The sequence below is a fragment of the Emergencia sp. JLR.KK010 genome (genome assembly GCF_037018265.1).
Lineage (GTDB): Bacteria > Bacillota > Clostridia > Peptostreptococcales > Anaerovoracaceae > Senimuribacter > Senimuribacter intestinalis.
Genome location: NZ_CP143550.1, coordinates 2,587,932 through 2,609,908 on the forward strand (window position 1 = coordinate 2,587,932; position 21,977 = coordinate 2,609,908).

A 21,977-nucleotide genomic window follows, 5' to 3' on the forward strand; every position below is an offset into this window, starting at 1 on the left:
TTCTATTTCCTTTTCATTACGTCAGATAATTCCTATTTAGCATTTACTGTTTACACAGGAATTACCCATATTTCCATATAATTAATCTCTGCATTTCCTTTGTAATATTTTTCTGCCATGAATGGCTTTGTAACCAAATTATGATTTGGAAGCCAAGTTTCAAACAGATACTTATTTGCTTGATTTAAAGCAGTAGTAACAAGTTCTTCAAAAGATTCTGCCTCAATTTTGCATACAATATACTCACCTGCTGGTAATGTATGTTGTACCATATTTTTAGGACATACATCTGTTGATGAAACCATACCTCCTGCAAAGTAAAGGAATGTTCCTTTATCTGGACTTGCTAAGTGAGATACACCAAGTTCAATATCATTGTTAAAAATGGCATTTTCGGTTTGCAGTTTCTTTGCGTGGAATTCGCGCCATAGCTGACCTGGAACATCAATTCCTGTACTTTCTCCAGCAGGAATTTGTTCAGCAATATTTACTGTTTTTTCAAAACCAAAATACGTTTCCTTTGTTCTTGATGTTTTTCTTTGAATTTCCAAAACAATATTCCCTATAACCAATGGAACATTTTCATCAATCATAACATAATGAGAAGAAAGTTCTGGCTTGTCAAATGTATTTAGCATAGGAACACTCTTTCTGTATTCATCGGGAGTAATATGGTAAACTTCTTTAAATGCTCTTGTGAAATTAGCATGGTCTGAAAATCCATATTTTAAAGCTATGTCTAATATTCTTTCCTCTGAATTATTCAATTCTGCTATTACCATTGCTAAACGGCGAAGTTTGATATACTCTTGAACTGATTTCTTAACTAATCTTTTAAACAAGCGCTGGTAATAAAATGTAGAAAGACAGGCGATTTCCGCCAGTTTCTCTGTTTCGATTTTCTCACTTAAATGTTGTTCAATATAGTTTAATGACATTTCAATATTTTCATATGCGTACATATCAGTACCTCCTTGTATAATTTATAATCAAAGTATACATGAAAATTTTTTGTATGGCTTGTCGCACAATGCCATTATCTTACAAGAAATCAAAAGATATAAAAACCAACTTTGTCTATATGGTAACTTTTATTTCTTTGGTACTTTTTAATGAGCCATATCTAACAAATTCATCACATATCTTTTAATGCTTTTCGTATCATAGACCTTTGGAACTGTGTTGTTCATTGCTTCGTCAATCGTCGCTTCAATATTAGCTATAACATCAGATAGTGCTATAATCAGATTTCAAAATCCCATATAGATAATAGTCGCAATAGGTATTTACCATTTTCCCCTCACGAATATGTCCTTCCCTTTGAAAACCTACTTTCTCTAATGTTTTATAAGAAGCATGATTTAAAATATGCACATCTGTCCATATTTTTTGTAATTCTGTTTTTGAAAAACAAAATTCAATTACGCTTTTCAACACTTCACTCATTAGTCCATTACCTTGATATTGCTTAGAAAGTCTGAAAGCCACTTTTGCCATTCTATTATTTTCAATAAGATATATCCATATCTCACCAATAACTTTGCTATCTTGTTTATGGACAATACCCCAATGAAAACTTTTAGTAGATTTTTTTGACTTATCAAAGAGTAATTCTGGATTTTTTTCGCTTTTTGAGGGACGCTTGCCCCAATACTCGTATAAAGAAATATCACTAATCCATTCTTTCAAATCATCAATATCGCTTTTATTCATTGTTCTTAAAATAAGATGTTCTGTTTCAATTACTGGTTTTTCAAAAATGTAATCCTGCAAACTCATGGTTCATCACTCCTTAAAAATTGAATTCGTTTTCCCATGCAAAAGAAGCAGATTCTTCTAAGCTGTGAGGCCAATGACTACACCAATCTGGAACTTGCGGATTTTCCACTCTATCCAAACTCGGCGTGTATGGTTTAATATCCAAGATAGGCGTTTTGTCATTAGCGTCAATATAAGCAATTTGTATCAGCCCACTCATATAATCAATATTGATAATTTCTACTACTGATAAAGCAATCGGATTTGGGCGTACTGGCGACCTTGTTGCAAAAATCCCCATTTTCTCTGGAGCTTTTTTATAAGGTTGGTCTGTTTCCAATACGCTTCTAAAATCCGCATTGTCAAAATCGCTGAACCACCATAAAACATTGATATAACTGAATCCGTCTAATTCCTTTAATGCTGGAATATATGGCGCTTCTAGTTGAATGAAAGCACCTTTTTCATTGTTGTAGATAGTACCTATTGAATTTACTTTATAAGTTGTCATTATATTTTCCTCCGTTTTCTTCTTGATAAATAAACGATAAACCTTAACACCATGTTAAAGTCAAGGCATATTATCATTTTTTACAAGAGATTTTCTAAAGGAATTTGGATTTCTGTTAGATAGTTCTCTGGATTTTTCTCGTTCCACGGTCCACGATGAACTATTTGACGGCTTGAACCTTTCATCTTATATTGACTGTTTTCTTGAAGCCATTTAGCAAATGAATGATAAGCATAAGAAATATTAGAAAAATCTCCATATACCATAGTACAAGCCATCATAGAAACTGGTTCGGTAAAACGAAACTTAAAATCACCTGTAGCTTTTCCTATTTTATTTACAATGGCACATAATTCTACATCAACATCTTTTTCTTTATATTCTTCATTGTGATATATTGAGAATGTTTCATCAGAAATATTTATTTTATTTTCTTTAGCAAAAGCAGAGAGTTCTTTCCAGAGTTCGCCCTCATAATAATAATTGGGTATTTCTTTTCTTAAAGATAAAACGCAATAACTCGGTATCTCTTTTATGGTTATGTTAAAATACAATTCACTTTTACTATATAACAATTCTTTTTTAGCAATCTCAATTTTCTTTAATTTTTCTTGTTCTTTTTGTATATTATCCATAATTTCAACAGACTTTTTATCAAGCTGTTCTATAATGGCATTATTACTGTAATTGAGGGCTAATGCAATTTCAGCAACATTGAAGCCACTATCACGTAAATATATAATTCTATTTAAAGTTGAAATTTGTTCTGCTGAATACATACGATATCCAGTTAATGAATCAACTTTAGCAGGTTTTAACAAACCCATTTCATCATAATAACGCAACATGCGAGTAGAAACTTGTGTCAATTTTGAAAACTCACCAATTTTGAACATTTTATCCCTCCATTCATGTACCTAATTATAATTATTGTTAATTTATACTTCAATATAAAAAGGGCTTGCACACCATAATTATGATACAAGCCCTTTTCCATGTTATCCTACAATCTTCCAGTTACTATCCTTATGTAGCACAAGTTCATACTGCGATACCTGCGTCGCCTTTGTTTGATTATCAAGGAATTTCACGGCAACTTTGACTTTCACATTGTCCCCGTCTTTTGTAAAGACTGGGTTTATCAATTCAGAATAAAGATAGTCCTTGCCGATAGGTTCAAGCACATTTCCCGATACATAATAGGCAAGCTCTTTTTCCGTCGCTGTTGGGTACAGCTTAAAGAATGTTTCCAAAAATGAAGTAGCGTCATTTATGGTATCAGCGTCCACACTTGCGTCTGCTTCTGGTGTCTTTAGCTCATAGTTCGATTTTTCGATTGTTGGTGCAAGAGTAGGGTTCTGTATGATTACCATATCCCCGTCAACGTCCACATGGACTTTTACCGTATAGGTTGCCTTGACTGCTGTTGTCTGTTCTCCCTCTTTTATCTGCTGATCTACTTCGTAGGTAGCAGAAAAAGTGTCCGTTCCTGACTGTTCGATATTCCAAACAATCACATCTGTAACCGTGGAACTGGTCGGTATATCGGTTCTAATGGTATCAACATTCAAGTCCTGCAATTCCTTTGTCAGATAACCGCTGATTGCCTGCGTCCTTGCTTCAATCGCTTCTTTGCTGTTATTCCATGTATAATAGGACTTCGCAAAGTTCTTCACGAAATTTTCAATCCCGTTAGTATCGGTAAGTCTTAATTGTATGGTTTCTGTTTCATGTACGATGTGCATATCAATGGCGGTAAAATTCTTATATACCCCAAAACTTACACTTACGATAAGCACCACCCAAAACGCAATTACAGTTTTCTTATGTGTGCCTACCTTGACAGTACGCACCTTTTTTTCTTTGACATTTTCTGTCTGTTTCTTATTTTTCTTAAACATATTTTCTAAGTCCTTTCTATTATTTTACTCGTCCTGCACCGATTAAGTGCTGTTGCCAGTAACTATTATTCAAATCCGCATATCCTATCGGGTCGCCTGCATGATACATCTGATTATTTCCTACATAAATGCCAACATGCGTTACATAAGTACCCGCATTGTAGGTAGAATGGAAAAACACCAAATCGCCAGCCTTTGCCTGCGAAAGTGGAAGATGTTGGGTTGCGTCATATTGCGTCTGTGCCGTTCTCGGTAAAGAGATACCAGCTTTTCCATAGCACCATTGCACAAGTCCGCTACAATCAAAGGAAGTGTTCGGGTTACTGCCACCATACACATACTTCCAGCCTCGATATTTCAACGCTTCATTTATTACCTTTTGTGCCAGCTCTCCCGATACCTGCGGTACAGTCAGATATTGATTGACTAATTCCACATAGAACATATTTCCATAGCCATAACGCCAGCCACCATTTTTCGCAACGGCTATCGGGTTGGTGTAGGTTACTTTCTTTCCACCCGATTTTTCACGGGCGAAGCTCTCTGCAAGGTTAAAGGTGTGTTTCTTTCCTTTTCCTGCCACATAGCCCACATAGCCACCTCCATAGTTATAGGACTGTATTGCTACATTCAAATCGTCGATACCTTGACTTTTGCAGGAAGAAAGCAAGGACGCAAAATATTTACACCCTTGCTTGATTGAGATTTCTGTATCTAAGGAATTAGGCGGTAAACCAAGGCTTTCCGAACTCTGCATGACATCTTCTGCTGTACCGCCACTTTCTACTTGAATGATAGCAAGTAACACATTGACATACTCGGAGATACCGTATTCTCTGGCGTATTTTTCCACCATAGGTTGATGTTTCAACACTTCTGCGGATAGGTTCATACCACCAAAGGAAGAAGAATAGTTACCGCCCCCGTCGTCGTCCTCTGCACTAATCAGCACCCCGAAAAACAATACAATGGAAATGAGGATAGGAAACAGACTGCCAATCATGGCGATATGCTTCAATCTCATTTTTTCTTTCGTCCTTTCTGTAATACGGTCTTACGGTTCTTCTCGGTAGATGTTGTTGTCTGCTTTGATTGCTGGCTTGTCTGTGTTCTTGTGGTTCGGTCAGCTTTATAATTCTGGCGTGTTTCCTGCGATACGGTCTTTTCTACATTCCTATGATTTATCTGTGGAGTTTTCACATCAGAACCACCCGAAGATAGCGGACGTTCTTTCACAGCATTTGTCTTGACTGGCTCACTTGCTTTAGAAGTTGTCGCTGTGGCAGGGCGTTTGACTTCCTGCATTTTTTCCACGCTCGGTTTTGGAATAGTTGAAGCTGTGGCTGGTCGTTCATGTGGACGGGTAGCTCCTTTTGTCGTCGATCCGTCCGTATGCGTTCTTTCCTGCCTTGCTTCTTGTGCCTTTTGAAGTTCCATTCGCTTGTCAGCGATATTCTGTCTATGCTGTTGCTGTTTTGCTAAACGCCCCGATTGCCGTTCTTTCTGTTCCTGCACGACACCACGCTTGAAATCGGAAATACTGGATTTTGCCTTTTCCTTTGCGGAGTGGACGGCATAAGCGGTCTGTGTCGGCATATCTTTGATATTCTCTTTGACAGCGTTTGCCTTGTCTTTCACTTTATTTTTCGTATCTAAGACAGCACCCACCTTTGAGCCTGCTCGCTGTCCCATGCTGGAAGTGGCATTGCCCCGATTTTCTTTAGAAGCCGTATTTTTTCTTTCCGTCCGCTTGCCAGCAACGGCACTTCCAGCTACCGCACCAGCCACACCGCCCGTAATACCGCCAGCACTGACCGCCCTTGCGATACGGTGTTCCATACGTCTAGCCCTATGTCGCATGAACAAATACGGTCTGCGGAATATCCTGCGTCCCATGCTTTGACTGTCGCCAGCATTAAGTGAGAACATACTCATTAAGTCGCCCAGCTTCATGTAGATACCTGCAAAGCACACTATCTGTAAGAACGCTATCATAAAGAACGGATAGTCTGCGGAAATGTTGTAAAACATACTGGAAATGCTGAATGCCACCGTTACAATGAGGGTAATTCCTGCCCGTGTCATTATGGTATTAAACACCCTTACGATTGCCTGCTTTGCCATGCTTTCATAGCTCGGTATCATGGATAATAAAAAGCTGATAGGCAGGAACATTGCAAAAATGATAAAAAGTATCTGGCTAAATATCATCATGCCCGTAAGCAAGAATACAAATATCGTGATACCAAGATTGAAGAACAGCAGGAAGAACACCATACCCAAGCGGTTAATGACCTGCGGTATCGTCAGATTGTTGTTGTCGTTATCCTCGATTTCTGTTTTTACGACTTCTTCTCTTGTTTCGCCGTCCTCGTCCTCTGGGCTTGCCGATACTAGAGCTTCGACACGGTCTGTTCCGATTTCCTCTACGTTGCTGTTCCCAAATTGAAGCAAGAGCCACGGCTGTTGTACCTGAATGGAAAACAAGCTGTCCCGTATCAAATCTACGCTGTCTTTGCCCTCGCTGTCAGAATGGGGGAGCATGATTTTTGTTCCCAAGTCCAGCGAAGCGGTACTAATGTCTGATGAAAAGTCATTGACTTTTTTTATGTAGTCGGGAGCGTAGGCAATAAACGAAGCCGACAGAATGAACACCACAACAAAGTTGATAACGGCGTGAAGTGCCTTGCTGGTTTCCCGTTTGATAAGTCCCGTATAAGCAACATACATTCCCACGACTAAGATAATGAGAAGCAGAAAACCAACATAGAAGCCCGTAGAAGAAAAGCCGTTCTCGGTTACGCCTGCCAAGGTCTGTATGCTCTTTCCGATACTGTCTGCCATATCATTGATAAAATCCAGCTTGTAGGCTTCCTGCACCACATAGCCCGTTGCATTGGATAGGTAAAGGCTTATCGTCCAGACAAAGTTGGTAATGCAATAAAGCCCATACTGCACCGATTTTCCGATACCGTCCAGCCAGTTCCACGGCAACCACGACCAGCTATTATCCACATAAAAATCAAGCTGGTAATTGGAAAGCGGATATTTGGAATAAAGATTTTCTGCATTGATAGTGTCGTCCACAAGCCCCGTCGCATGAGCCACCGTCCCCAGAAGTGAAAGCAGGATAAGGGAAAGTGCCACAACGAACAGAACCATTTTGAGAAAGTGAAGTATCTTCTTTTTTGTGAACGCACCTTTTATCCTTTCTTTCATCACTCCACCTCATTTCTCTGTACGGGCGGTCTGGTATCAAAAGCGTGTAGCAGTTCTTCAAAGACTGGGTGTATCTGCACCACACCGACACGTCCGTATAAGTCCTGCAATAAGCATTGTCCGTTCTCTAAATCACGCAAGCGTTTCTGGTTGTTCTCGTCGTCCTTGTCGATACCGAAAAACTCTAAGGTCTGCTTTATCTCGTTAATGTCGGTACTACGAAAGGCAAATTTCAAGCCGATATTGTTTTTCAGACTTTCTTTTGACACGTCGCCAGAGGATTGTGTAACGAAATAAACACCTGCCTGCATAGCACGTCCAGCTCGTACCAGCTTGTTAGAAAGTGTTTCGCCTTGTGCCACATTTAAGAACGCCCATGCTTCGTCCAAATCTACAATCTTAAAAATACTTCTGTCCGAATGGATAAAATCAAGGGCAAAGGTACTAATCACAATCAGCATAGACACCGACAACAATTCAATGGTCGTGTATTCCTCAAAGGTCGTGTCCTTATCTGGCAGTACAAGGTCAGCTACTTGAATGATATTGAGCTGGTTATCCAGACTGATAGCATTTTCCACCGTACCGTCTGAAAACAGCAGATGTGCAAAATCGTAGTCCGTGAAGCTGTCGATATGGTCGGCAATGTTCTTTGATACTGGCGTATCTTCACGGCGTAGCTCGTCAATCACATGAAGTAAGCCCCGTTTGTCGCTTTGGGTAACAGAACGTACCGCCTTACGAAGTACGGGGAACTTTTCGCCGTCCCTAGAGGAAATCCCCGTAAGGAATGTCAAAATGTCGATTGCCAGACTTTCAGCGTCTTTTACATTCTTCATAATCACGAATGGGTCAAGAAGTCCTGCATTGTCCTTGTCGCTGGTAAGGTTTACGATATTGATTTCATGGGCTATCTCTGGGAGTGTTTCTTTCCAGTTTCCACGTTCGGATTTTGGGTCTAACAGAAGTGCTTGACCGCCAAAGAGTACCGCATAATATACAAGCAGATTGTTGCAAAACGACTTCCCACCGCCAAGCGAACCGACAAAAGCAGAAGCAAGGGCGTTGGTAACTGTGCCTTTTACGCCTTGACTGGCAAGGGACGGTTGCAGATATACATTTCTTCCCGTATCAACGGAATATCCGATATAGATACCCGTGTTTTCCCCTAACTGCTGTGTCGCTCCAAAGCCAAGCCCAGCTAGAAAGTCACTTTTGACATACTGCACATAGTCATTGATATAGCGTTTGTTGGCTGGTAAAAATTCAGAATGAAGTCCCAGCATATCGCCAGCAGGACGCACCAGCTTTACATTGAGGTCGTCGTAAAAGTCCTTGACTTCATCACAACGGCGTTTCAGCTCGTCCAGACTGTCAGCCGATACCCGTATCACATAGGACAGCTTATACATACTTTCTTTTGTCTGGTCTAAATCGGTTTCCAGCTCGTCCACGCTGTCTAATGCGTCCACCACGTTTGAACTGGTTTCACTTCCTGCTTGATAAGCGTGATTATCCAAATCTTTCAATTCCTTTTTCTTGTTGCGGACAGTGGATAACGCCTTTCTGTTTTCTACGATTTCTACATTCATGGACGTATCGACGGGAAAGGTAAATTGCTGTTGCTGGAAATAGAAGATTTCAGAGGACGGAAAATCAAGCTCGCCTACAATCGCATTGACGGTAAAGTAGGATACATAGCTTTCCTTGTCCTCATGTTCCAATCGCAAATACCGCTGGCTTTCCTCAATCACACATCTTGTCGGACGGATAAGGTCATAATACTTTATCTGTGTTTCTCTCTTAAATTTCTTCTTTGGTAGCTGATACTCATAATCTTCATAAGCGACACCGTCCCTGCCGTAAAGATGTTCTATGAGATACCCGAAGTCGTTTGTTTCCAAGCGTCGCACCTTAAAACGCCTTGATATTTTGTTTTCCAGTAGCTTTTCCATTTTCATGTAGCGGTTGATTTCATCACTGGGCATGGAAACAAAGTCATTCATCAGCGTGTGGTTCACTTCATGGAGAAACTCTTTGAATGTCAGCCACGCCGATTTTTTGAGGTTCTTCGGATTGAGATGTTCTTCCGTAACCATGAGCTTAAAGCCAAGAAAAAAGCGGTAGTCCACTTGATTGTCGCCAATCATAGATACCAACGCTTCGGTCTGTTCGTCTATTTTTTCTAATGCCACTTCACGAAGTTTCCCCGTTACCAGTTTCTTTGACTGCTCCTGCATACTTCGTATGGAGCTTTCGGTGGCAATCTGCAACGCATGGATTTTACCCTCACGGGACTGTGCGATTAGCTGGCGAAAGCTGTCATGCACGATAAACTTTTCTTCTGCGGATAGAAAAGAATAGTTGTAGGGTATCAGCTCATAGTAAGCGAACACCTCATTGTCCTTGTTCCAGACAAGGTTGTTGTCAATATATTTTATCGGGAACATAGTTCACACTCCTAACTGCCGTAATCTTTTCATGTAGTATCTGCTTATCCAGTTTTACGGCTTTTCCTGCATAAGCGATTTTGGGACGCAACGCATAGGTTATCTGTGATTTTAGAAAGCTGTACGGCTTCTTACCGTCAAAGGTTTTCTGGCTCATAAACCAAGTGAGGAAAATGGGAATACCGAAGTATTTGAGAAACGCTCCCTCAATCATGGAAAGTGGCGGTAAGTCCCCAAACAGAATGATGATAAATTCCGTAATCACAAACCATGTAATCTGTGTAAAGGTAACGGGAAAGGGCAAGTTAAAATCGTTGATGGCATACAATACTTTTTCCACGTTCCAGATACCCGTGTAACTTTTAATCTTTTTCAAGTTCTTTCAGCTCCTTTCAAAATAGAAAAGGACAGCCATGTTTCAGACTGTCCCTAAATAAAATCGCTGTCAGTAGCAACAATGCTGCTGCTGATCTTCCAGCTTTAATATGGTATCTCGCACATACCTCGGCTTGTTTCAATAAAGCAACCGCTTATATCCAAATCTCGCCCAAAGGCTTCATAGTCAATGTAGTTCTGCAAGCTGGGTGGAATATCTCCAAGTGCCTGCAATTCGTCTATGTAGTAGTAGGCAACATCTGTCATGGTATCACAGTCGGGATAATAATAAATATTGTCCTTATGTTCCACGACTTCTTCCAGCGTACCGTAATGACTGATAAATTCGTCCAGACAATCCACAATATAGTCGGGAAGTTCCTCTATCATTTCATACATTTCATTGAGTTCATCAATGGAAACATATTCCCCAATGTCGATAGGAAAGTTGTCGGTATCATGGATAGCGTATTCTTCATAACGTTCATTCAAGCCGATTTTTTCTTTTACATCTTCCTCGTCAATAGGGAACGTGAACCAAGCACCTACAAGCTCGCCCTCGTTGTACTTTCCAAGATTAGCAATATAAACCGCCATATCATCAATCATAAGCACCACCTCATTTCCTACTCTGGCAGTTCAAAGACGCTGTGTTCTGTTACAAGATAGCGTCTATTTCCCAGCAAATGAGAAGCATAGGCTTCAAAGTCAAAGTAATATTCTTGACAGTCCTCGGATAAATGTTTAAACGTCGGGTCGTTCATCAGCTTTTGCCTTGCAACATCTATCATGCTTTTACAGTCGTGATAAACGATAATCACGTTCCTGCAAATATAAAGTGCTTCTAAGTTCTCAAACACGGTAAGAAGTGCTGTATATTCTTCCTGCATATCGCTTGAAAGCTGGCGGTACATAAAATTTAATTCATTGAGCTGATACACGCTTGTATGTTCGTGGACTTCATCAGCATAGGGCAACACCTTTTCGATAATGCGGTAATCTTGACTTTCTGCACCGACACCTAACTTTTCTTCAAACTCTGCAACATCTATTGGCAGGTCGAACCAGTATGACGTTGTTTCTTCGCCAGTTGTTCCGCTCGTTTCCACCAGCACCCTTGTTTCCTGCATTGTTCCTCACGTCCTTTCTGCTGTTTTATCACATCTTTTAAGGTCTGGTATGACATACCAAACACATACTTTGAAAAATCTTCTAACTGTTTTTCTTCGTAGTCGGCAATGTTCAGTTGCTTCATTTCATGCCACACCTTACGCTTGTAAGAGGGCAGGTCTGAAATGTTTTCACAGCTAATCTTTGCCTGCATATCCTTAAAAATATCATTCATTTCATCACTCCAATCTGAAATTTTAGGTAAGAAAAAAGCAGTCAATCCTAAGACTAACTGCTTGTATGTATGGATATGAAGTTGTAAAACTGAAAGTTATCTCTTACTTTTCCTTATTTATCATGTAAGATTGTAAGCTTTTTTGACAGCCATTCTTTTCATAAAATTTCTCTGCTTCTGGTTGAGAACCGAAATATAACCTTGTAGGTGTATTGTCTTTTGCAAGTTGAAGAAGTTTACTTCCAATACCCTGTTTTTGATATTGAGGAAGAACAAGTAGCTCTGTAATTGTTCCAAAATAGTAACCATCGGAAAGAATACGCAAACACCCAACTAACTTTTTATTGTCATAGGCTGTTATGTTTAGTGTTTTAGATAATGCTTGCCTTGTCTGTTCCATGTCATAATTGCCTTGCCATACTTGATTGACAAAAGAAATAAACATTGATACATCAAGGTTTTTATCATCTACTTTGTAGTCCATTATTGTTCCTCCAACTTCTAATTTCCAGTTTGATAAACTGAAAATTATCGGGCTTAACTTTTCTGTCGCTATGAAGCCGACTTACGCACCGCAACCTCTGCACAGACTAGCCGAGCTATATGCTCTGCTGTTTCATTTGTCAACAGAAAGAACATTCCGTCATTACGGCATTTTTTATGTGTATCGCCATTCAAGGCATAAACAAAACCTTTCACACAGGTATCGCTACAAGCATTTGGGTCAATCAGTCTCTTGCAGTCACGAGAAGCTGTCATTTTTTCTTGCATATCAGCAGGCAGAGAAGCGAGTATATCCTCATACTTACCAGCATTGTCACCGTAAATACGTGCCAAAATACCTGACTTGCGAAATACCCAATTCATTATTGTTTTCTTCTCTAGCTGGTACGAAGCCGCATAACCGCTTTTTGCTTCCTTGATTACAAGGTTGACGCCCTGTTCAATAAGTTTGTTATTCAGTTCCTCGACAAACGCTTGGTGTTCTGGCGCAACTGCCGATAGAAACTCTTTAAATGAACCCTTTTCTTTTGCCATTAACTTTTCCTCTCTCAAATTCCAATTTATCGTTTTCTTCATACCCATATTATAACATTATCATATCAACACCACAATAAAATTTTACGCACCGATAATCTTATTGAACAGCTCTAACAGTACATCTTTCACACCGCCTGCATTGAATACCAAACCGACAGCAATTAAGGCAACTACTAAGAAGCCAATGAGCTTTGAAAACTCACGCTTGAACCCTAAGTAGATACCGATAACCACAATCGCCATAAGCACTAAGCTCTGTGCGTTGCTTAAAAACCATGTGTATAAATTTTGTCCGAAATTCATTTAATGTTCCTCTCTTTCTTTGATTTTTTCCATACCTCTGTCAGCTTCTTTGCCGACAGTAAAAATGCACATAAGGACTACACCGATACCCATTCCAAATGATACCAGCAGTAAGTCTTTCAATGATTCCCACATTTTTTCATCACTCCTTTACTTTGACAACCATTTCTTCAACCGTGGCTGTCTGTTGCTTGATTATCTGGTGGTGTCGCTCGGTCAGTTTTGCCTGCTTCTCAATCGTTTCCAGATACTCGGTCTGATTGTCCTTGTCTATCTGTTTCAACATCTTCAAGGTCGGTGCAACTTGTCTTTGTAGCCAGTTGAGTGTACGTTCTAACGTGTATTGCTCTGGTTTTGTTGTCAGCTTCACGGGTGGTCGCCCCTCGCCAATGAACCAAGACCAACGTATATTGGTTTTCCAGTCGCTTTTTCGTTTGTCTGGTTCTTTATCAGCGAAGCGGATATACTGGTTGATAATAGAAAATGCTGTCAGTTCTGCGTCATAATGTGTCAGCAGTTCCACAACAGCATAATAGGCACGTTCATTTTTTAAACGTATCTCAAATCTATTTTTTATGGGGACTTCTTCAATCGATATGCCAAGTTTTGCGTACTGTTCGTAATTCTTTTCATAACAGCAGAAGTACACTTCACTTGAAAATGAACCGATATACAGCGTGTGTCCCATACCGTATTTATCCGTTTCATTATGCTTTACCAGTTCGCCAGAACCATAGCTTTTGAAAGAACGGAATTTAGAAATACATTCCTCATTCTCACATTTTCGTATCAGTTCTGAAATATCCAGCAAACCTGTTCGGTCATTGATTGCCAAATCAAGACGCTTCATTACACCGCCCTCAACCAATGCGTCCGTGAAGAAGTCGTACCAGCTTCTCTCTTGTGCCAGCAGATAACTTTCAAACTGGCGACAGCCTTTGCCTTTCAGTTCCAGCAGGACACCTTTTTCCTCGTCCTGCGATACATACACAAACACATCTCCGATATGATAATGCTCGGTGTATTTGTAATGTCCGTAATCTTCGTGAAGCATATAGTTGATATTGAGCTTTAATATATCCTTGATGATATGCTTTATATCCATTGTGGGAAAACGGATACGCACATAATCAAACAGCAGGAACATGGGATTGTCGGGATTAAATTTTTCCACCGCTTCTAAAAGCGTATGTTTCATGTCCTCGGTCAGCGTTACCTTTCCTGCTTCGATACGGCTCAAATGTTCACGGCTGATATTTGCCATGATTGCAAGCCTTGTCTGCGATACGCCGTATGCACAGCGTTTTTCTTTCAAGGCGGTTAAAAAATCAGTTTCATTCAGTTGTCATACCCCCAATCGTGATATTTTTGTGATATTGTGATAATTTCAAGGCTTTATCACAAAAGACGAAATGTACGAAAAGCCCTTATTTCATGCGGTCTTGCAAAGGTTTTTGTGGAAGTTTCCGCCGTAATTGTGCCCCTCTGTTAGATAATGAGGGGCTTGTATCTGCTGGCGTGGCTAACGCCACACCAGCAACGGCTAGTCCGTGCCGTCGCCTTTCGCTTCGCACGTCGCCGTCCCGTCCTGCCTTGCGTATGCAAGAGAGCCTATGGTCTGCAAAAAATCATGTCCTTTTGGAACTAAGGGTGTGTAAAATTCACTTATGACACTTGTTCCCACATCACAATAGCCCCGTCCCTTGATACGCTTCTGGAAAAACTGCTTTTTCACATCAGAACCGAACAGCATACCGTAACCTAATTCGCTGATACGCCCCAAGCCAACACGGAAGTTAAAATTATCTCTAATACCGTCCGAGAAATATTTTGCGTCTGGACGCTGGCAGGCAACAATAAGGAAATATCCTGCTTGTCGTCCTAACATGACGATTTTCTTTAGCTGGCTAAGTAGGCTCACACTTTCTTTTGTCCCCAGCATTTCAAAAAACGCCACATATTCATCAAAGATAAGAAAGCAGGGCGGTAAACCAAGATAGGCGTAGTTTTCGCCCGTTTTATAGTCTGGGTGTCGCTTCATTTCTTCGCTTCGCTGTACCATTCCCTCATAAAAGGCATTGACGCAATCAATCATTTCTTCTTTGGTGTGATACACATTTCCCATAACTGTCCCCAAGTCTGCAAGGTCAGCGTTCTTCGGGTCTAAGATGTAAAGAATAGCGTTCGTATGTAGCAGAGCTTCAATAAGCGTCAGCAGAAAGTATGTTTTACCACCGCCAGTCCCACCAGCAATCAGAGCGTGAGGGAGTGCGTCATATTCCCACACAAGATTTTTCATCAGCCTAAGACAGCCGTTTTCTGCCTTGACTTCATCAATGGTAATGCGGTTCGCAATCATATCATAAAGCAGGGTGTATTCGATATAACCGTCATGTAACGTCTTGTCGGTCAGCTCGCAATACAAGCCACTTTCCAGCTTGTCCTCTAATCGCAGGAGCTGGTCTTGATATTTTCCCAGCGTGATTTCACAGCGGATATGAAGCAAGCCTTTTTCCATTTGATAGTAAATCTTCGGAAACCAGACGATTTTTTCCCTTGATCTGCTTTGCAGGTCAGTAAAAAAACCGTTGTTTTGTACGGTATCTGCTTCATACCACTTGTTTTCCAGTATCATTCGTGCCAGCTTTTGACGGTGCAGTAGCTTCTTGAAGCTGTCATAACAGAAACGGTAATACAGAAAAGCGACCAATGCACAAACACCAGTCGCTATCAGTATGGTTATGAAGTTGTAAGGGGAAAGCGTCAAGCCGTTCTCTAACAAGCTGATATGCTCCCAATCGGTACGCATGAGCTGTTTCATATTCAGTAGCAGAAGAACTACCACGAATACAAACAGAAGCGTCCCTATGGAAAAATGGTAGACAAGGTGCTTGTCGCTGGCTCTGATACGGTGTCCTTTATTAAAAATCATTCTCATAAATCAATCACTCCTTTCTGAGTACGAAAAAAGCAGTTAATCCTAAGACCAACTGCTTTGTGTGTATGGATATAAAATTGTAAAACTGAAATTTGAAAATCACTTTTTCTTGATAAGTTTCAGTTTTATATTTCTTCTTTCAGCAATCTTCTGAAACACCTCCACCACATACAAGCATTGTGCCTTAAATGGTAGTAAGGACAATTCGTCATTGGATTGTATTTGTTTCATTGCTTCTTGTAATTCTGAAAGTTCTAATAAATTGACTGCCACACAAAAGAAAGTCTTTCTACGCCCGTCATTATAGTTAGAAAGTAAGTAAGAAAGAATTTGTGTTTTTTCCTGCTGTTCAAGATTATATTGCTCAATGCCTATGTTTTTTGCTCTTTCTAAATCTGCTTTTCGCCGTTTATGCGTGATGAAAGAATCATAATCATCAATGTGTTGATATTTTTCGCATGGATATTGTCTGCATTCATAGCAATATTCAATCTGTCCTTGTTCAAGACTACATTTTGCAATTCTGCATGATTGATTACCATTGCCACAACCGCCACAGTAATTTCCCAAAAGCATAGGGCATAGTCCGCAATTCAATCCGCAAAGAGAAAATAATTGATTTTTGCGTTCAAATCCTTTCATAGTATTAGTCTCCTAACTTTCAATTTATCGCATACAGGCATTTATAAATTTCATAGGTACATCCATACGTTCTGCAACTTGTTCTGGTGTCATTCCACTATTTAAGAAACGTTTGCACACTATCTTCATGTTTTCTCCAACTTCGATAATATGTTTATCTGGGTCATAAAAGCGGACTACACGCTGTCCCCATGAATGTTCTATAATAGGGTGGACATATTCAATATCATATTCTTTCAGCCTATCAGCAAATTTATCAAAATCATCTTCTTCAAAATAGACTTCAAAATTGTTACCACCAAAAGAAATATCACTTGTACCGATAAACTCTTTGTATGTTTCTCTTGCCTGTAAGGCTAAGCCACCTGTTAAAGTTTTATTTGCCCCAAAATCCATAATGACATGAAGTCCAAAAACCTTTTTATAAAACTCAACTGATTTATCTATATCAGTTACTACCAACATAGGGTTTTTTAATTTCATTTTTGCTACCTCCACAACTTCCAATTTTCTTTATGTCCACATGACAGCATTTTCATATATCCGCTATTATAAGAAACTATCCATTTGCTAATGGTGTGATAAACTACTTTCTATTTGGTTTTCTTTTTATCCTCAAAAGTTTAACAAAATCGTCAAACAAAGTTGTATCTGTTGGCTCAAACATCAGCCATTTTCCGTCATGGTAAGTTTTTGTTTCATCATAAATTCTCTGAACTTCTTTAGAATAATTATCTCTATCTGTATCGAATTTTAACCGTTCATCTTTACCTAAGATAATCATAAATCCCACACAGTTTTCTCTAGCATATAAGGCACATAATGTTTTGCCACCTCGACGATACTTATATTCATAATTCCATGCTTTGCCACCTTTATTCCATAGACATTCCATTTCATACTTTTCATCAATCAAGGCACACAATTCATTCCATACACTATATAATGATTGTCCGACCAAAGCAGTCATTTCCTCTGCATTAGGTATTTTATCTAGCATACACATTTCTCCTTTATAAGTCTAAATTAACTGTTTCCACATCCATATTATAACAGTTGCTTATATCCGCTACAATGAAAATCTAGTTTGCAAGTTTATTTCTTTGGTTGTCCTTGTGGTGCATGGTTCTGTGGATTGCCTGCTTGACTTCCTTTATTCTTCAAGATAATATCGTCAGCCTTGATATACCAGTCCACATTGACACCTCGATAGCTGGCATTTGTCACCGTATCGGCTACGGGATTGACAAGCTCTACCTCTGCATTATACGGATAGTCTTTGACGGGAATATCAGCAGGGATTGATACTTGTATCATGCGTTCCTGCACACTACATTTCAAATCATAGGTTCTGCGTGTGATCTCCTCACTTGTTGAACCGTCGTCATTTTCTGCTCGCACCTCATGTCTAAGGGCAGAGAACTTCAATACACCGAAAGTTTTTTCCTTGTCTAATACAATACCGTTTGCTAATCTCATAATCATTTACCCCCTTACTTGCTTTCCTCGGCTGGCAACATATCATCAGCCGTTAAGATATAGTTTGTAAACCCTCGTCCTTTAACCGCTTTACCGTCTGCGGTAATCTTCGGATTGATTAGTTTTACTCGCTGTTCTGGTTTGAAATGCTTTTCGCCTGCTTTCGCTGGAATGGTTACGATAATATCATCAGCCCTTTGTACGTCAGAGTACAAGTTATAGCTTCTTGATACGGGCGTGAAGCGTCCGTTAATGCGTTGCTGTTCAATCTTGTTTTCGCCTGCAAATTCCAAGTTTCCAAAAGTCTGTGCCATGTTCGGCACTACATATTTTAATTCCATAGTGTTTTACCTCGTTTCTTTCTCTATTTAATAAGTTTGTTGATTGTGAGTTCTTATTCTGGCAATTAGGGAAATACCAGCAATCCCCCAGATAGTAAAGGGTAAATAAATGCTTTGCACCCTTGACTATTCGTGTGCTTGCAGGTTGTTGGCAGACAAGCCAGAATAAGTATAAGTCTGCCGTTTACAGCTTCGGCAGAGAACGTGATTTTTCTTTCATCATACTGTTACCACCTTATGAATGTTTCATTTTACGGCGTTTATAAAGGAATGTTCCAGCAAGTCCACCACCAGATGTAAATAACAATGCAAGTAGTCCGTAAAGGTTTGTGCTGTCGCCCGTTTTTGGACTGTCGCTCGGTCTGTCTGGCTTCTCTGGTGTCTGTGGCGTTTCGGGTTTCTCTGGGACTTCTGGTTTTTCCTTAAAGGTAATCGTTTGTCCCTCGTCCGTGATTTCCTTATGTTCGGTAACTTTCTTCGGTTCGTCTGGATTGCTTAAATCATATAATTCCTCAAACGTTACAAGCTGTTTGCCGTCAAGGGAAGTAGCGTCAAAGGTAAAGGCAACTTCTACTTTCATAGTTTCGCTGTCAGCGGTAAACATATAATCGCTTTCCACACGTTTTCCATTGATAAGAAGTTCTGCATTTTCTTCTTTTAACATCTGCCAGCCGATAAGTTTATACTCTGTACCAACTTCCAATCCCTCTAAGGTTACAGTATCAATGATTGTTACGTCTTTTCCTGCTTCAAGCTCTTTGTTGCCGTCCTTATCAGTAGCGGTTGTATGTATCTTGATGATACGTTCTGTAATCAACACAGTTTGTCCGCCGTCCTCAATGTCCTTGTGTTCCGCAACTTTCACGGGTTCGTCTGGGTTGCTTAAATCGTACAATTCTTCAAAGGTAACAAGGTTCTTGCCACCTAAAGCAGAAGCATTGAATGTATAAGAAATTTCCACTTTCATTTCTTCATCATCAGCGATAAAGGTATAGTCATTTTCTACACGTTTCCCGTCAATAACAAGCTCTGCGTTTTCTTCCTTTAACATCTGCCAGCCTTTTAACTGATATTTTGTGCCTTTGGTAAGTCCGTCTAATTTGACAGTATCAACAATCGTAACTTCTTTTCCTGCAAGGATAGTCTTTTCGCCGTCTTTGCTGGTTGCTGTGGTATGGATAGAGATTTCCTTTTCGTATTCATCAGTCAAAGTCCCTAAATCAATCACAAGGTTATTTCTTGATACTACGATTTCAAATGGTGGGATAAGTTCCATGCCTTTGTTGCTGTCGCATTTTAATTCTTCAATGATGTAAGTATCGTAAGGCAATGCACTTTTGCTGTCGTCTGGTTCAGAAGTGCCAAACCATACACCGTCCTCGCTTGTTTTGCCTGCATTGGTATTGTGCTTATGTGAAGCCCATTTTGAAGAAGTGGAGAACTGCCCGTTATCATCAGTTATGACAACATGACTTTCCCCAGTCGTCTTGCTTGTGATCCTAAAAGGAACATCAGCAAGACGCTTGTGTGTGCCTGCACCGATTTTCACACCCTCAATATCTCCACGCTTAATCTGATTGTAGATAGAGTGGGCTTCGTCTGTTAAGTCTACGATTTTTCCGTTTTCTGTGATTGTAAAATCAATCGGTTTTGCACCGTCTGTCAAGTAACCGTTTGGAGCTTCACTCTCAACGATACGGAAATTTCCGTAAGGCAAAAGGTCGGCAGAAGTAGAAGCGATACCCTCAATATCCGTATGGATTGTTTTTACGACTTCATTTTTCTTATAGAGCTTGCCCTCAACCAAAACAGAATTATCATTTAAGGAAATGATGTCAAAAGCTGTATTTTTCAAAGTTGCACCGCCTTGAGCTTTTGTGTCTTTGGTTTCTAAATCTCGTTTCTGAATTTTGACACCGCCACGGATAACCTTGTCTGATACGGAAAACTGGTTACTTCCAGTTAATACGGCAAGGACGCCGTCCTCGGTAATCTGTGTAAGGTATAAGCCTTTTATCTGTTCTTCACTACCGTTAGCCTGCATATATGCACCGTCTAATAAGTAACCCGTTGGCGATTTCGTTTCTTCGCAAGTTAGTGTACCAAGAGGTAAAACTGCTTTGCCGTCCTGCATATAGAAACTGTCGCCAGATACCTTGTATGCGTCTGCTAATTTTGTGATGTAGTGGGTTGTCCCGTTGCTGTCTGTTTCAGCGATTGTCTTGTAACCCATGTACGAGTAGCTTCGGCTGGGAGATTGTCTTTATTGTAGAAGCCTGCATAATATTTCCATGTAAACTCTGCACCCTCTAAAGAAGCGTTTCCTTGTGGGTTATTTTTCTGTGTTTCCATGTCAATTTTAAAAAGCTCAATCAAAGTATCGGTAACTTTTGGCGTATCAGATACTTTCAAAGTCGCCGTCTTTCCAGCTTCAACTTTTAAGGAATACACAGTTTTATCCACTTTATATCCCAATGGTGCAGACAGTTCTTTGATATAGACTGTTCCTGCCTTGACTTCTACAACGTCTGTATTTCCGCTGTTGTCGGTCGTAAGGGTAGCAAACTGTTTTGTACAGTCCTTATCAGAAAAGACACCGTAAGTCGCACCAGCGATAGAGTAATTCCCGTTACCGCCTGTAATGCTGGTATTATTGGAAGTCTTTTGAAGTTTGGCATTTCCGACATTTAACTTCACCCAGAATTGCCCTAATTCCTGCCCCTCGCCAGAGTAGATATAACCGCCACATTCATAGCGTCCTTTGTTTTCTTTTACAAAGGCTTTTGCACCAGCGAACACTTCATCTTGCGTTGCCTTTGGTATTTCATCATAAGAAGCTCGCACGTTATCACATTGCCAGCCTAAGTGAACACTCAATCTTTGCCACACAACAAGCTGTCTTAAAAGGTAGGTGTGATTGTTGCTTATTTCGTTATGGCTATTGGTATATTGCTTCACATATTCGATAGATAAAGCAACATCACTTATCTGGTCGGCACTCATACGGGAACTTGCGTCAGCTCTGGTCTTATAGCCGTTCTTAAAATCTGTGTTAATGTCAATACAGTAAGCGTCCTCGCCCTCAACGGTCAAATGTCCCTCGTTAAATGTAGAACCAATCGAACCGTCATTCATTACTTTTTCTACGATACCGACACGTTCTTCACTTTCCGTCCAGTATTGCTTGCTTTCTGCATGGACAAGTGTAGTCGGTAAGGCAGTAACGACAGTCGCAAAGGCAAGTACGCCCGTACACAATCGTTTCAATATCTTTTTCATAATTCTAAATGCTCCTTTCATTTTGGGTAAATAAAATAGCCGTCCAATAAGAACGGCTAGAAATAGAAAAGGAACGTCAATTTAGGCGTTCCATAGTCTATCAATCATTTAATTTTTCTTTATTAGTAAATCGCTGTGGTGCAAGCAAGTAAACACGGATTGTATTTCTATATTTTTAACTTTGGGAAACTCCGGTTTCCCACTTTGACACTGCTCTGTTGGTAATGTTCAATTTCTCCGCAAGCTGTGCCTGGGTAATGTGTTTCTCCTTGCGGCAGTCTGCTATAAATCTGCCGATTTTTACTTGATTCAAAATTCCTTCCTCCTTACCCTTTTATTATAGGGCAATACGTTTTTTTGAACAGGAACCGTTAGTTGATTTGCTGTTTTTTAGT

Annotated in this window: 24 protein-coding genes and 1 pseudogene; all 25 read right to left on the reverse strand. The window is 40.1% G+C overall.

The window, feature by feature from the left end; all coding sequences use genetic code 11:
• Positions 1 to 50: 50 nt before the first annotated feature.
• Entirely contained in the window at positions 51 to 962 is a 912-nt protein-coding gene (locus tag V1225_RS12475) for an AraC family transcriptional regulator (RefSeq protein ID WP_338546661.1), read from the reverse strand.
• Positions 963 to 1,227: 265 nt separating this feature from the next.
• A complete protein-coding gene (locus V1225_RS12480) occupies positions 1,228 to 1,779 on the reverse strand; it encodes a GNAT family protein (RefSeq protein WP_338546662.1) in 552 nt (183 codons plus the stop codon).
• Between the two features lie 13 nt (positions 1,780 to 1,792).
• Complete coding sequence (locus V1225_RS12485) at positions 1,793 to 2,269, reverse strand: SAM-dependent methyltransferase (RefSeq protein ID WP_338546663.1); 477 nt, start codon at positions 2,267 to 2,269, stop codon at positions 1,793 to 1,795.
• 80 nt (positions 2,270 to 2,349) lie between these two features.
• On the reverse strand, positions 2,350 to 3,165 hold the full coding sequence (locus tag V1225_RS12490) for a MerR family transcriptional regulator (RefSeq protein ID WP_338546665.1): 816 nt from the start codon (positions 3,163 to 3,165) through the stop codon (positions 2,350 to 2,352).
• Between the two features lie 102 nt (positions 3,166 to 3,267).
• Positions 3,268 to 4,170: a conjugal transfer protein gene (locus V1225_RS12495; protein ID WP_338546667.1), complete on the reverse strand. Its 903-nt coding sequence runs from the start codon at positions 4,168 to 4,170 to the stop codon at positions 3,268 to 3,270.
• A gap of 19 nt (positions 4,171 to 4,189) precedes the next feature.
• Complete coding sequence (locus V1225_RS12500) at positions 4,190 to 5,194, reverse strand: C40 family peptidase (RefSeq protein ID WP_338546669.1); 1,005 nt, start codon at positions 5,192 to 5,194, stop codon at positions 4,190 to 4,192.
• The gene (locus V1225_RS12505) at positions 5,191 to 7,389 is read right to left on the reverse strand and encodes a CD3337/EF1877 family mobilome membrane protein (RefSeq protein WP_338546671.1); all 2,199 of its coding nucleotides are present in this window, start codon (positions 7,387 to 7,389) and stop codon (positions 5,191 to 5,193) included. Before V1225_RS12505 ends, V1225_RS12500 begins: the two co-directional genes overlap by 4 nt.
• A complete protein-coding gene (locus V1225_RS12510; RefSeq protein WP_338546672.1) occupies positions 7,389 to 9,839 on the reverse strand; it encodes an ATP-binding protein in 2,451 nt (816 codons plus the stop codon). Before V1225_RS12510 ends, V1225_RS12505 begins: the two co-directional genes overlap by 1 nt.
• On the reverse strand, positions 9,817 to 10,215 hold the full coding sequence (locus V1225_RS12515) for a conjugal transfer protein (protein ID WP_101871559.1): 399 nt from the start codon (positions 10,213 to 10,215) through the stop codon (positions 9,817 to 9,819). The genes V1225_RS12510 and V1225_RS12515 overlap by 23 nt, the downstream gene beginning before the upstream one ends.
• Positions 10,216 to 10,319: 104 nt before the next feature.
• Positions 10,320 to 10,823 carry an antirestriction protein ArdA gene (locus tag V1225_RS12520; protein ID WP_101871560.1) on the reverse strand — a complete coding sequence of 168 codons (504 nt, stop codon included), beginning with the start codon at positions 10,821 to 10,823 and terminating at the stop codon, positions 10,320 to 10,322.
• A 17-nt stretch (positions 10,824 to 10,840) separates the two neighbouring features.
• Complete coding sequence (locus tag V1225_RS12525) at positions 10,841 to 11,344, reverse strand: antirestriction protein ArdA (protein ID WP_338546677.1); 504 nt, start codon at positions 11,342 to 11,344, stop codon at positions 10,841 to 10,843.
• A complete protein-coding gene (locus tag V1225_RS12530; RefSeq protein ID WP_338546679.1) occupies positions 11,263 to 11,559 on the reverse strand; it encodes a conjugal transfer protein in 297 nt (98 codons plus the stop codon). Before V1225_RS12530 ends, V1225_RS12525 begins: the two co-directional genes overlap by 82 nt.
• A 103-nt stretch (positions 11,560 to 11,662) precedes the next feature.
• Positions 11,663 to 12,043 carry a GNAT family N-acetyltransferase gene (locus V1225_RS12535; RefSeq protein WP_338546681.1) on the reverse strand — a complete coding sequence of 127 codons (381 nt, stop codon included), beginning with the start codon at positions 12,041 to 12,043 and terminating at the stop codon, positions 11,663 to 11,665.
• A 68-nt stretch (positions 12,044 to 12,111) separates the two neighbouring features.
• Positions 12,112 to 12,597, reverse strand: coding sequence for a hypothetical protein (locus tag V1225_RS12540; protein WP_338546683.1), 486 nt, complete (start codon positions 12,595 to 12,597; stop codon positions 12,112 to 12,114).
• An 84-nt stretch (positions 12,598 to 12,681) separates the two neighbouring features.
• A complete protein-coding gene (locus V1225_RS12545) occupies positions 12,682 to 12,903 on the reverse strand; it encodes a hypothetical protein (RefSeq protein ID WP_009265886.1) in 222 nt (73 codons plus the stop codon).
• On the reverse strand, positions 12,904 to 13,038 hold the full coding sequence (locus V1225_RS12550) for a DUF3789 domain-containing protein (RefSeq protein ID WP_338546685.1): 135 nt from the start codon (positions 13,036 to 13,038) through the stop codon (positions 12,904 to 12,906). It abuts the gene before it with no gap.
• 7 nt (positions 13,039 to 13,045) lie between these two features.
• The gene (gene mobT / locus V1225_RS12555) at positions 13,046 to 14,245 is read right to left on the reverse strand and encodes a MobT family relaxase (RefSeq protein ID WP_338548185.1); all 1,200 of its coding nucleotides are present in this window, start codon (positions 14,243 to 14,245) and stop codon (positions 13,046 to 13,048) included.
• Between the two features lie 201 nt (positions 14,246 to 14,446).
• Complete coding sequence (locus V1225_RS12560) at positions 14,447 to 15,841, reverse strand: FtsK/SpoIIIE domain-containing protein (protein WP_338546686.1); 1,395 nt, start codon at positions 15,839 to 15,841, stop codon at positions 14,447 to 14,449.
• Between the two features lie 99 nt (positions 15,842 to 15,940).
• Positions 15,941 to 16,483 (reverse strand): DUF3795 domain-containing protein, encoded by a 543-nt coding sequence (locus V1225_RS12565; RefSeq protein WP_338546687.1) that lies wholly within the window; start codon positions 16,481 to 16,483, stop codon positions 15,941 to 15,943.
• 24 nt (positions 16,484 to 16,507) lie between these two features.
• Positions 16,508 to 16,966 (reverse strand): VOC family protein, encoded by a 459-nt coding sequence (locus V1225_RS12570; RefSeq protein ID WP_338546688.1) that lies wholly within the window; start codon positions 16,964 to 16,966, stop codon positions 16,508 to 16,510.
• A 103-nt stretch (positions 16,967 to 17,069) separates the two neighbouring features.
• The gene (locus tag V1225_RS12575; RefSeq protein WP_021360144.1) at positions 17,070 to 17,483 is read right to left on the reverse strand and encodes a DUF3788 domain-containing protein; all 414 of its coding nucleotides are present in this window, start codon (positions 17,481 to 17,483) and stop codon (positions 17,070 to 17,072) included.
• A 95-nt stretch (positions 17,484 to 17,578) separates the two neighbouring features.
• A complete protein-coding gene (locus V1225_RS12580) occupies positions 17,579 to 17,962 on the reverse strand; it encodes a YdcP family protein (protein WP_338546689.1) in 384 nt (127 codons plus the stop codon).
• A 14-nt stretch (positions 17,963 to 17,976) separates the two neighbouring features.
• A complete protein-coding gene (locus tag V1225_RS12585; protein WP_010776653.1) occupies positions 17,977 to 18,303 on the reverse strand; it encodes a YdcP family protein in 327 nt (108 codons plus the stop codon).
• Between the two features lie 235 nt (positions 18,304 to 18,538).
• Positions 18,539 to 21,582, reverse strand: a pseudogene (locus tag V1225_RS12590) (SrtB-anchored collagen-binding adhesin).
• 175 nt (positions 21,583 to 21,757) lie between these two features.
• On the reverse strand, positions 21,758 to 21,895 hold the full coding sequence (locus V1225_RS12595) for a helix-turn-helix transcriptional regulator (RefSeq protein ID WP_338546691.1): 138 nt from the start codon (positions 21,893 to 21,895) through the stop codon (positions 21,758 to 21,760).
• Positions 21,896 to 21,977 lie beyond the last annotated feature (82 nt).

Excerpts from the sequence above, each read along its gene's own strand:
- V1225_RS12475 (WP_338546661.1), bottom strand. The coding sequence starts at position 962 with ATGTACGCATATGAAAATATTGAAATGTCATTAAACTATATTGAACAA.
- V1225_RS12480 (WP_338546662.1), bottom strand. The coding sequence starts at position 1,779 with ATGAGTTTGCAGGATTACATTTTTGAAAAACCAGTAATTGAAACAGAA.
- V1225_RS12485 (WP_338546663.1), bottom strand. The coding sequence starts at position 2,269 with ATGACAACTTATAAAGTAAATTCAATAGGTACTATCTACAACAATGAA.
- V1225_RS12490 (WP_338546665.1), bottom strand. The coding sequence starts at position 3,165 with ATGTTCAAAATTGGTGAGTTTTCAAAATTGACACAAGTTTCTACTCGC.
- V1225_RS12495 (WP_338546667.1), bottom strand. The coding sequence starts at position 4,170 with ATGTTTAAGAAAAATAAGAAACAGACAGAAAATGTCAAAGAAAAAAAG.
- V1225_RS12500 (WP_338546669.1), bottom strand. The coding sequence starts at position 5,194 with ATGAGATTGAAGCATATCGCCATGATTGGCAGTCTGTTTCCTATCCTC.
- V1225_RS12505 (WP_338546671.1), bottom strand. The coding sequence starts at position 7,389 with ATGAAAGAAAGGATAAAAGGTGCGTTCACAAAAAAGAAGATACTTCAC.
- V1225_RS12510 (WP_338546672.1), bottom strand. The coding sequence starts at position 9,839 with ATGTTCCCGATAAAATATATTGACAACAACCTTGTCTGGAACAAGGAC.
- V1225_RS12520 (WP_101871560.1), bottom strand. The coding sequence starts at position 10,823 with ATGATTGATGATATGGCGGTTTATATTGCTAATCTTGGAAAGTACAAC.
- V1225_RS12525 (WP_338546677.1), bottom strand. The coding sequence starts at position 11,344 with ATGCAGGAAACAAGGGTGCTGGTGGAAACGAGCGGAACAACTGGCGAA.
- V1225_RS12530 (WP_338546679.1), bottom strand. The coding sequence starts at position 11,559 with ATGAATGATATTTTTAAGGATATGCAGGCAAAGATTAGCTGTGAAAAC.
- V1225_RS12535 (WP_338546681.1), bottom strand. The coding sequence starts at position 12,043 with ATGGACTACAAAGTAGATGATAAAAACCTTGATGTATCAATGTTTATT.
- V1225_RS12540 (WP_338546683.1), bottom strand. The coding sequence starts at position 12,597 with ATGGCAAAAGAAAAGGGTTCATTTAAAGAGTTTCTATCGGCAGTTGCG.
- V1225_RS12545 (WP_009265886.1), bottom strand. The coding sequence starts at position 12,903 with ATGAATTTCGGACAAAATTTATACACATGGTTTTTAAGCAACGCACAG.
- V1225_RS12550 (WP_338546685.1), bottom strand. The coding sequence starts at position 13,038 with ATGTGGGAATCATTGAAAGACTTACTGCTGGTATCATTTGGAATGGGT.
- V1225_RS12560 (WP_338546686.1), bottom strand. The coding sequence starts at position 15,841 with ATGAGAATGATTTTTAATAAAGGACACCGTATCAGAGCCAGCGACAAG.
- V1225_RS12565 (WP_338546687.1), bottom strand. The coding sequence starts at position 16,483 with ATGAAAGGATTTGAACGCAAAAATCAATTATTTTCTCTTTGCGGATTG.
- V1225_RS12570 (WP_338546688.1), bottom strand. The coding sequence starts at position 16,966 with ATGAAATTAAAAAACCCTATGTTGGTAGTAACTGATATAGATAAATCA.
- V1225_RS12575 (WP_021360144.1), bottom strand. The coding sequence starts at position 17,483 with ATGCTAGATAAAATACCTAATGCAGAGGAAATGACTGCTTTGGTCGGA.
- V1225_RS12580 (WP_338546689.1), bottom strand. The coding sequence starts at position 17,962 with ATGAGATTAGCAAACGGTATTGTATTAGACAAGGAAAAAACTTTCGGT.
- V1225_RS12585 (WP_010776653.1), bottom strand. The coding sequence starts at position 18,303 with ATGGAATTAAAATATGTAGTGCCGAACATGGCACAGACTTTTGGAAAC.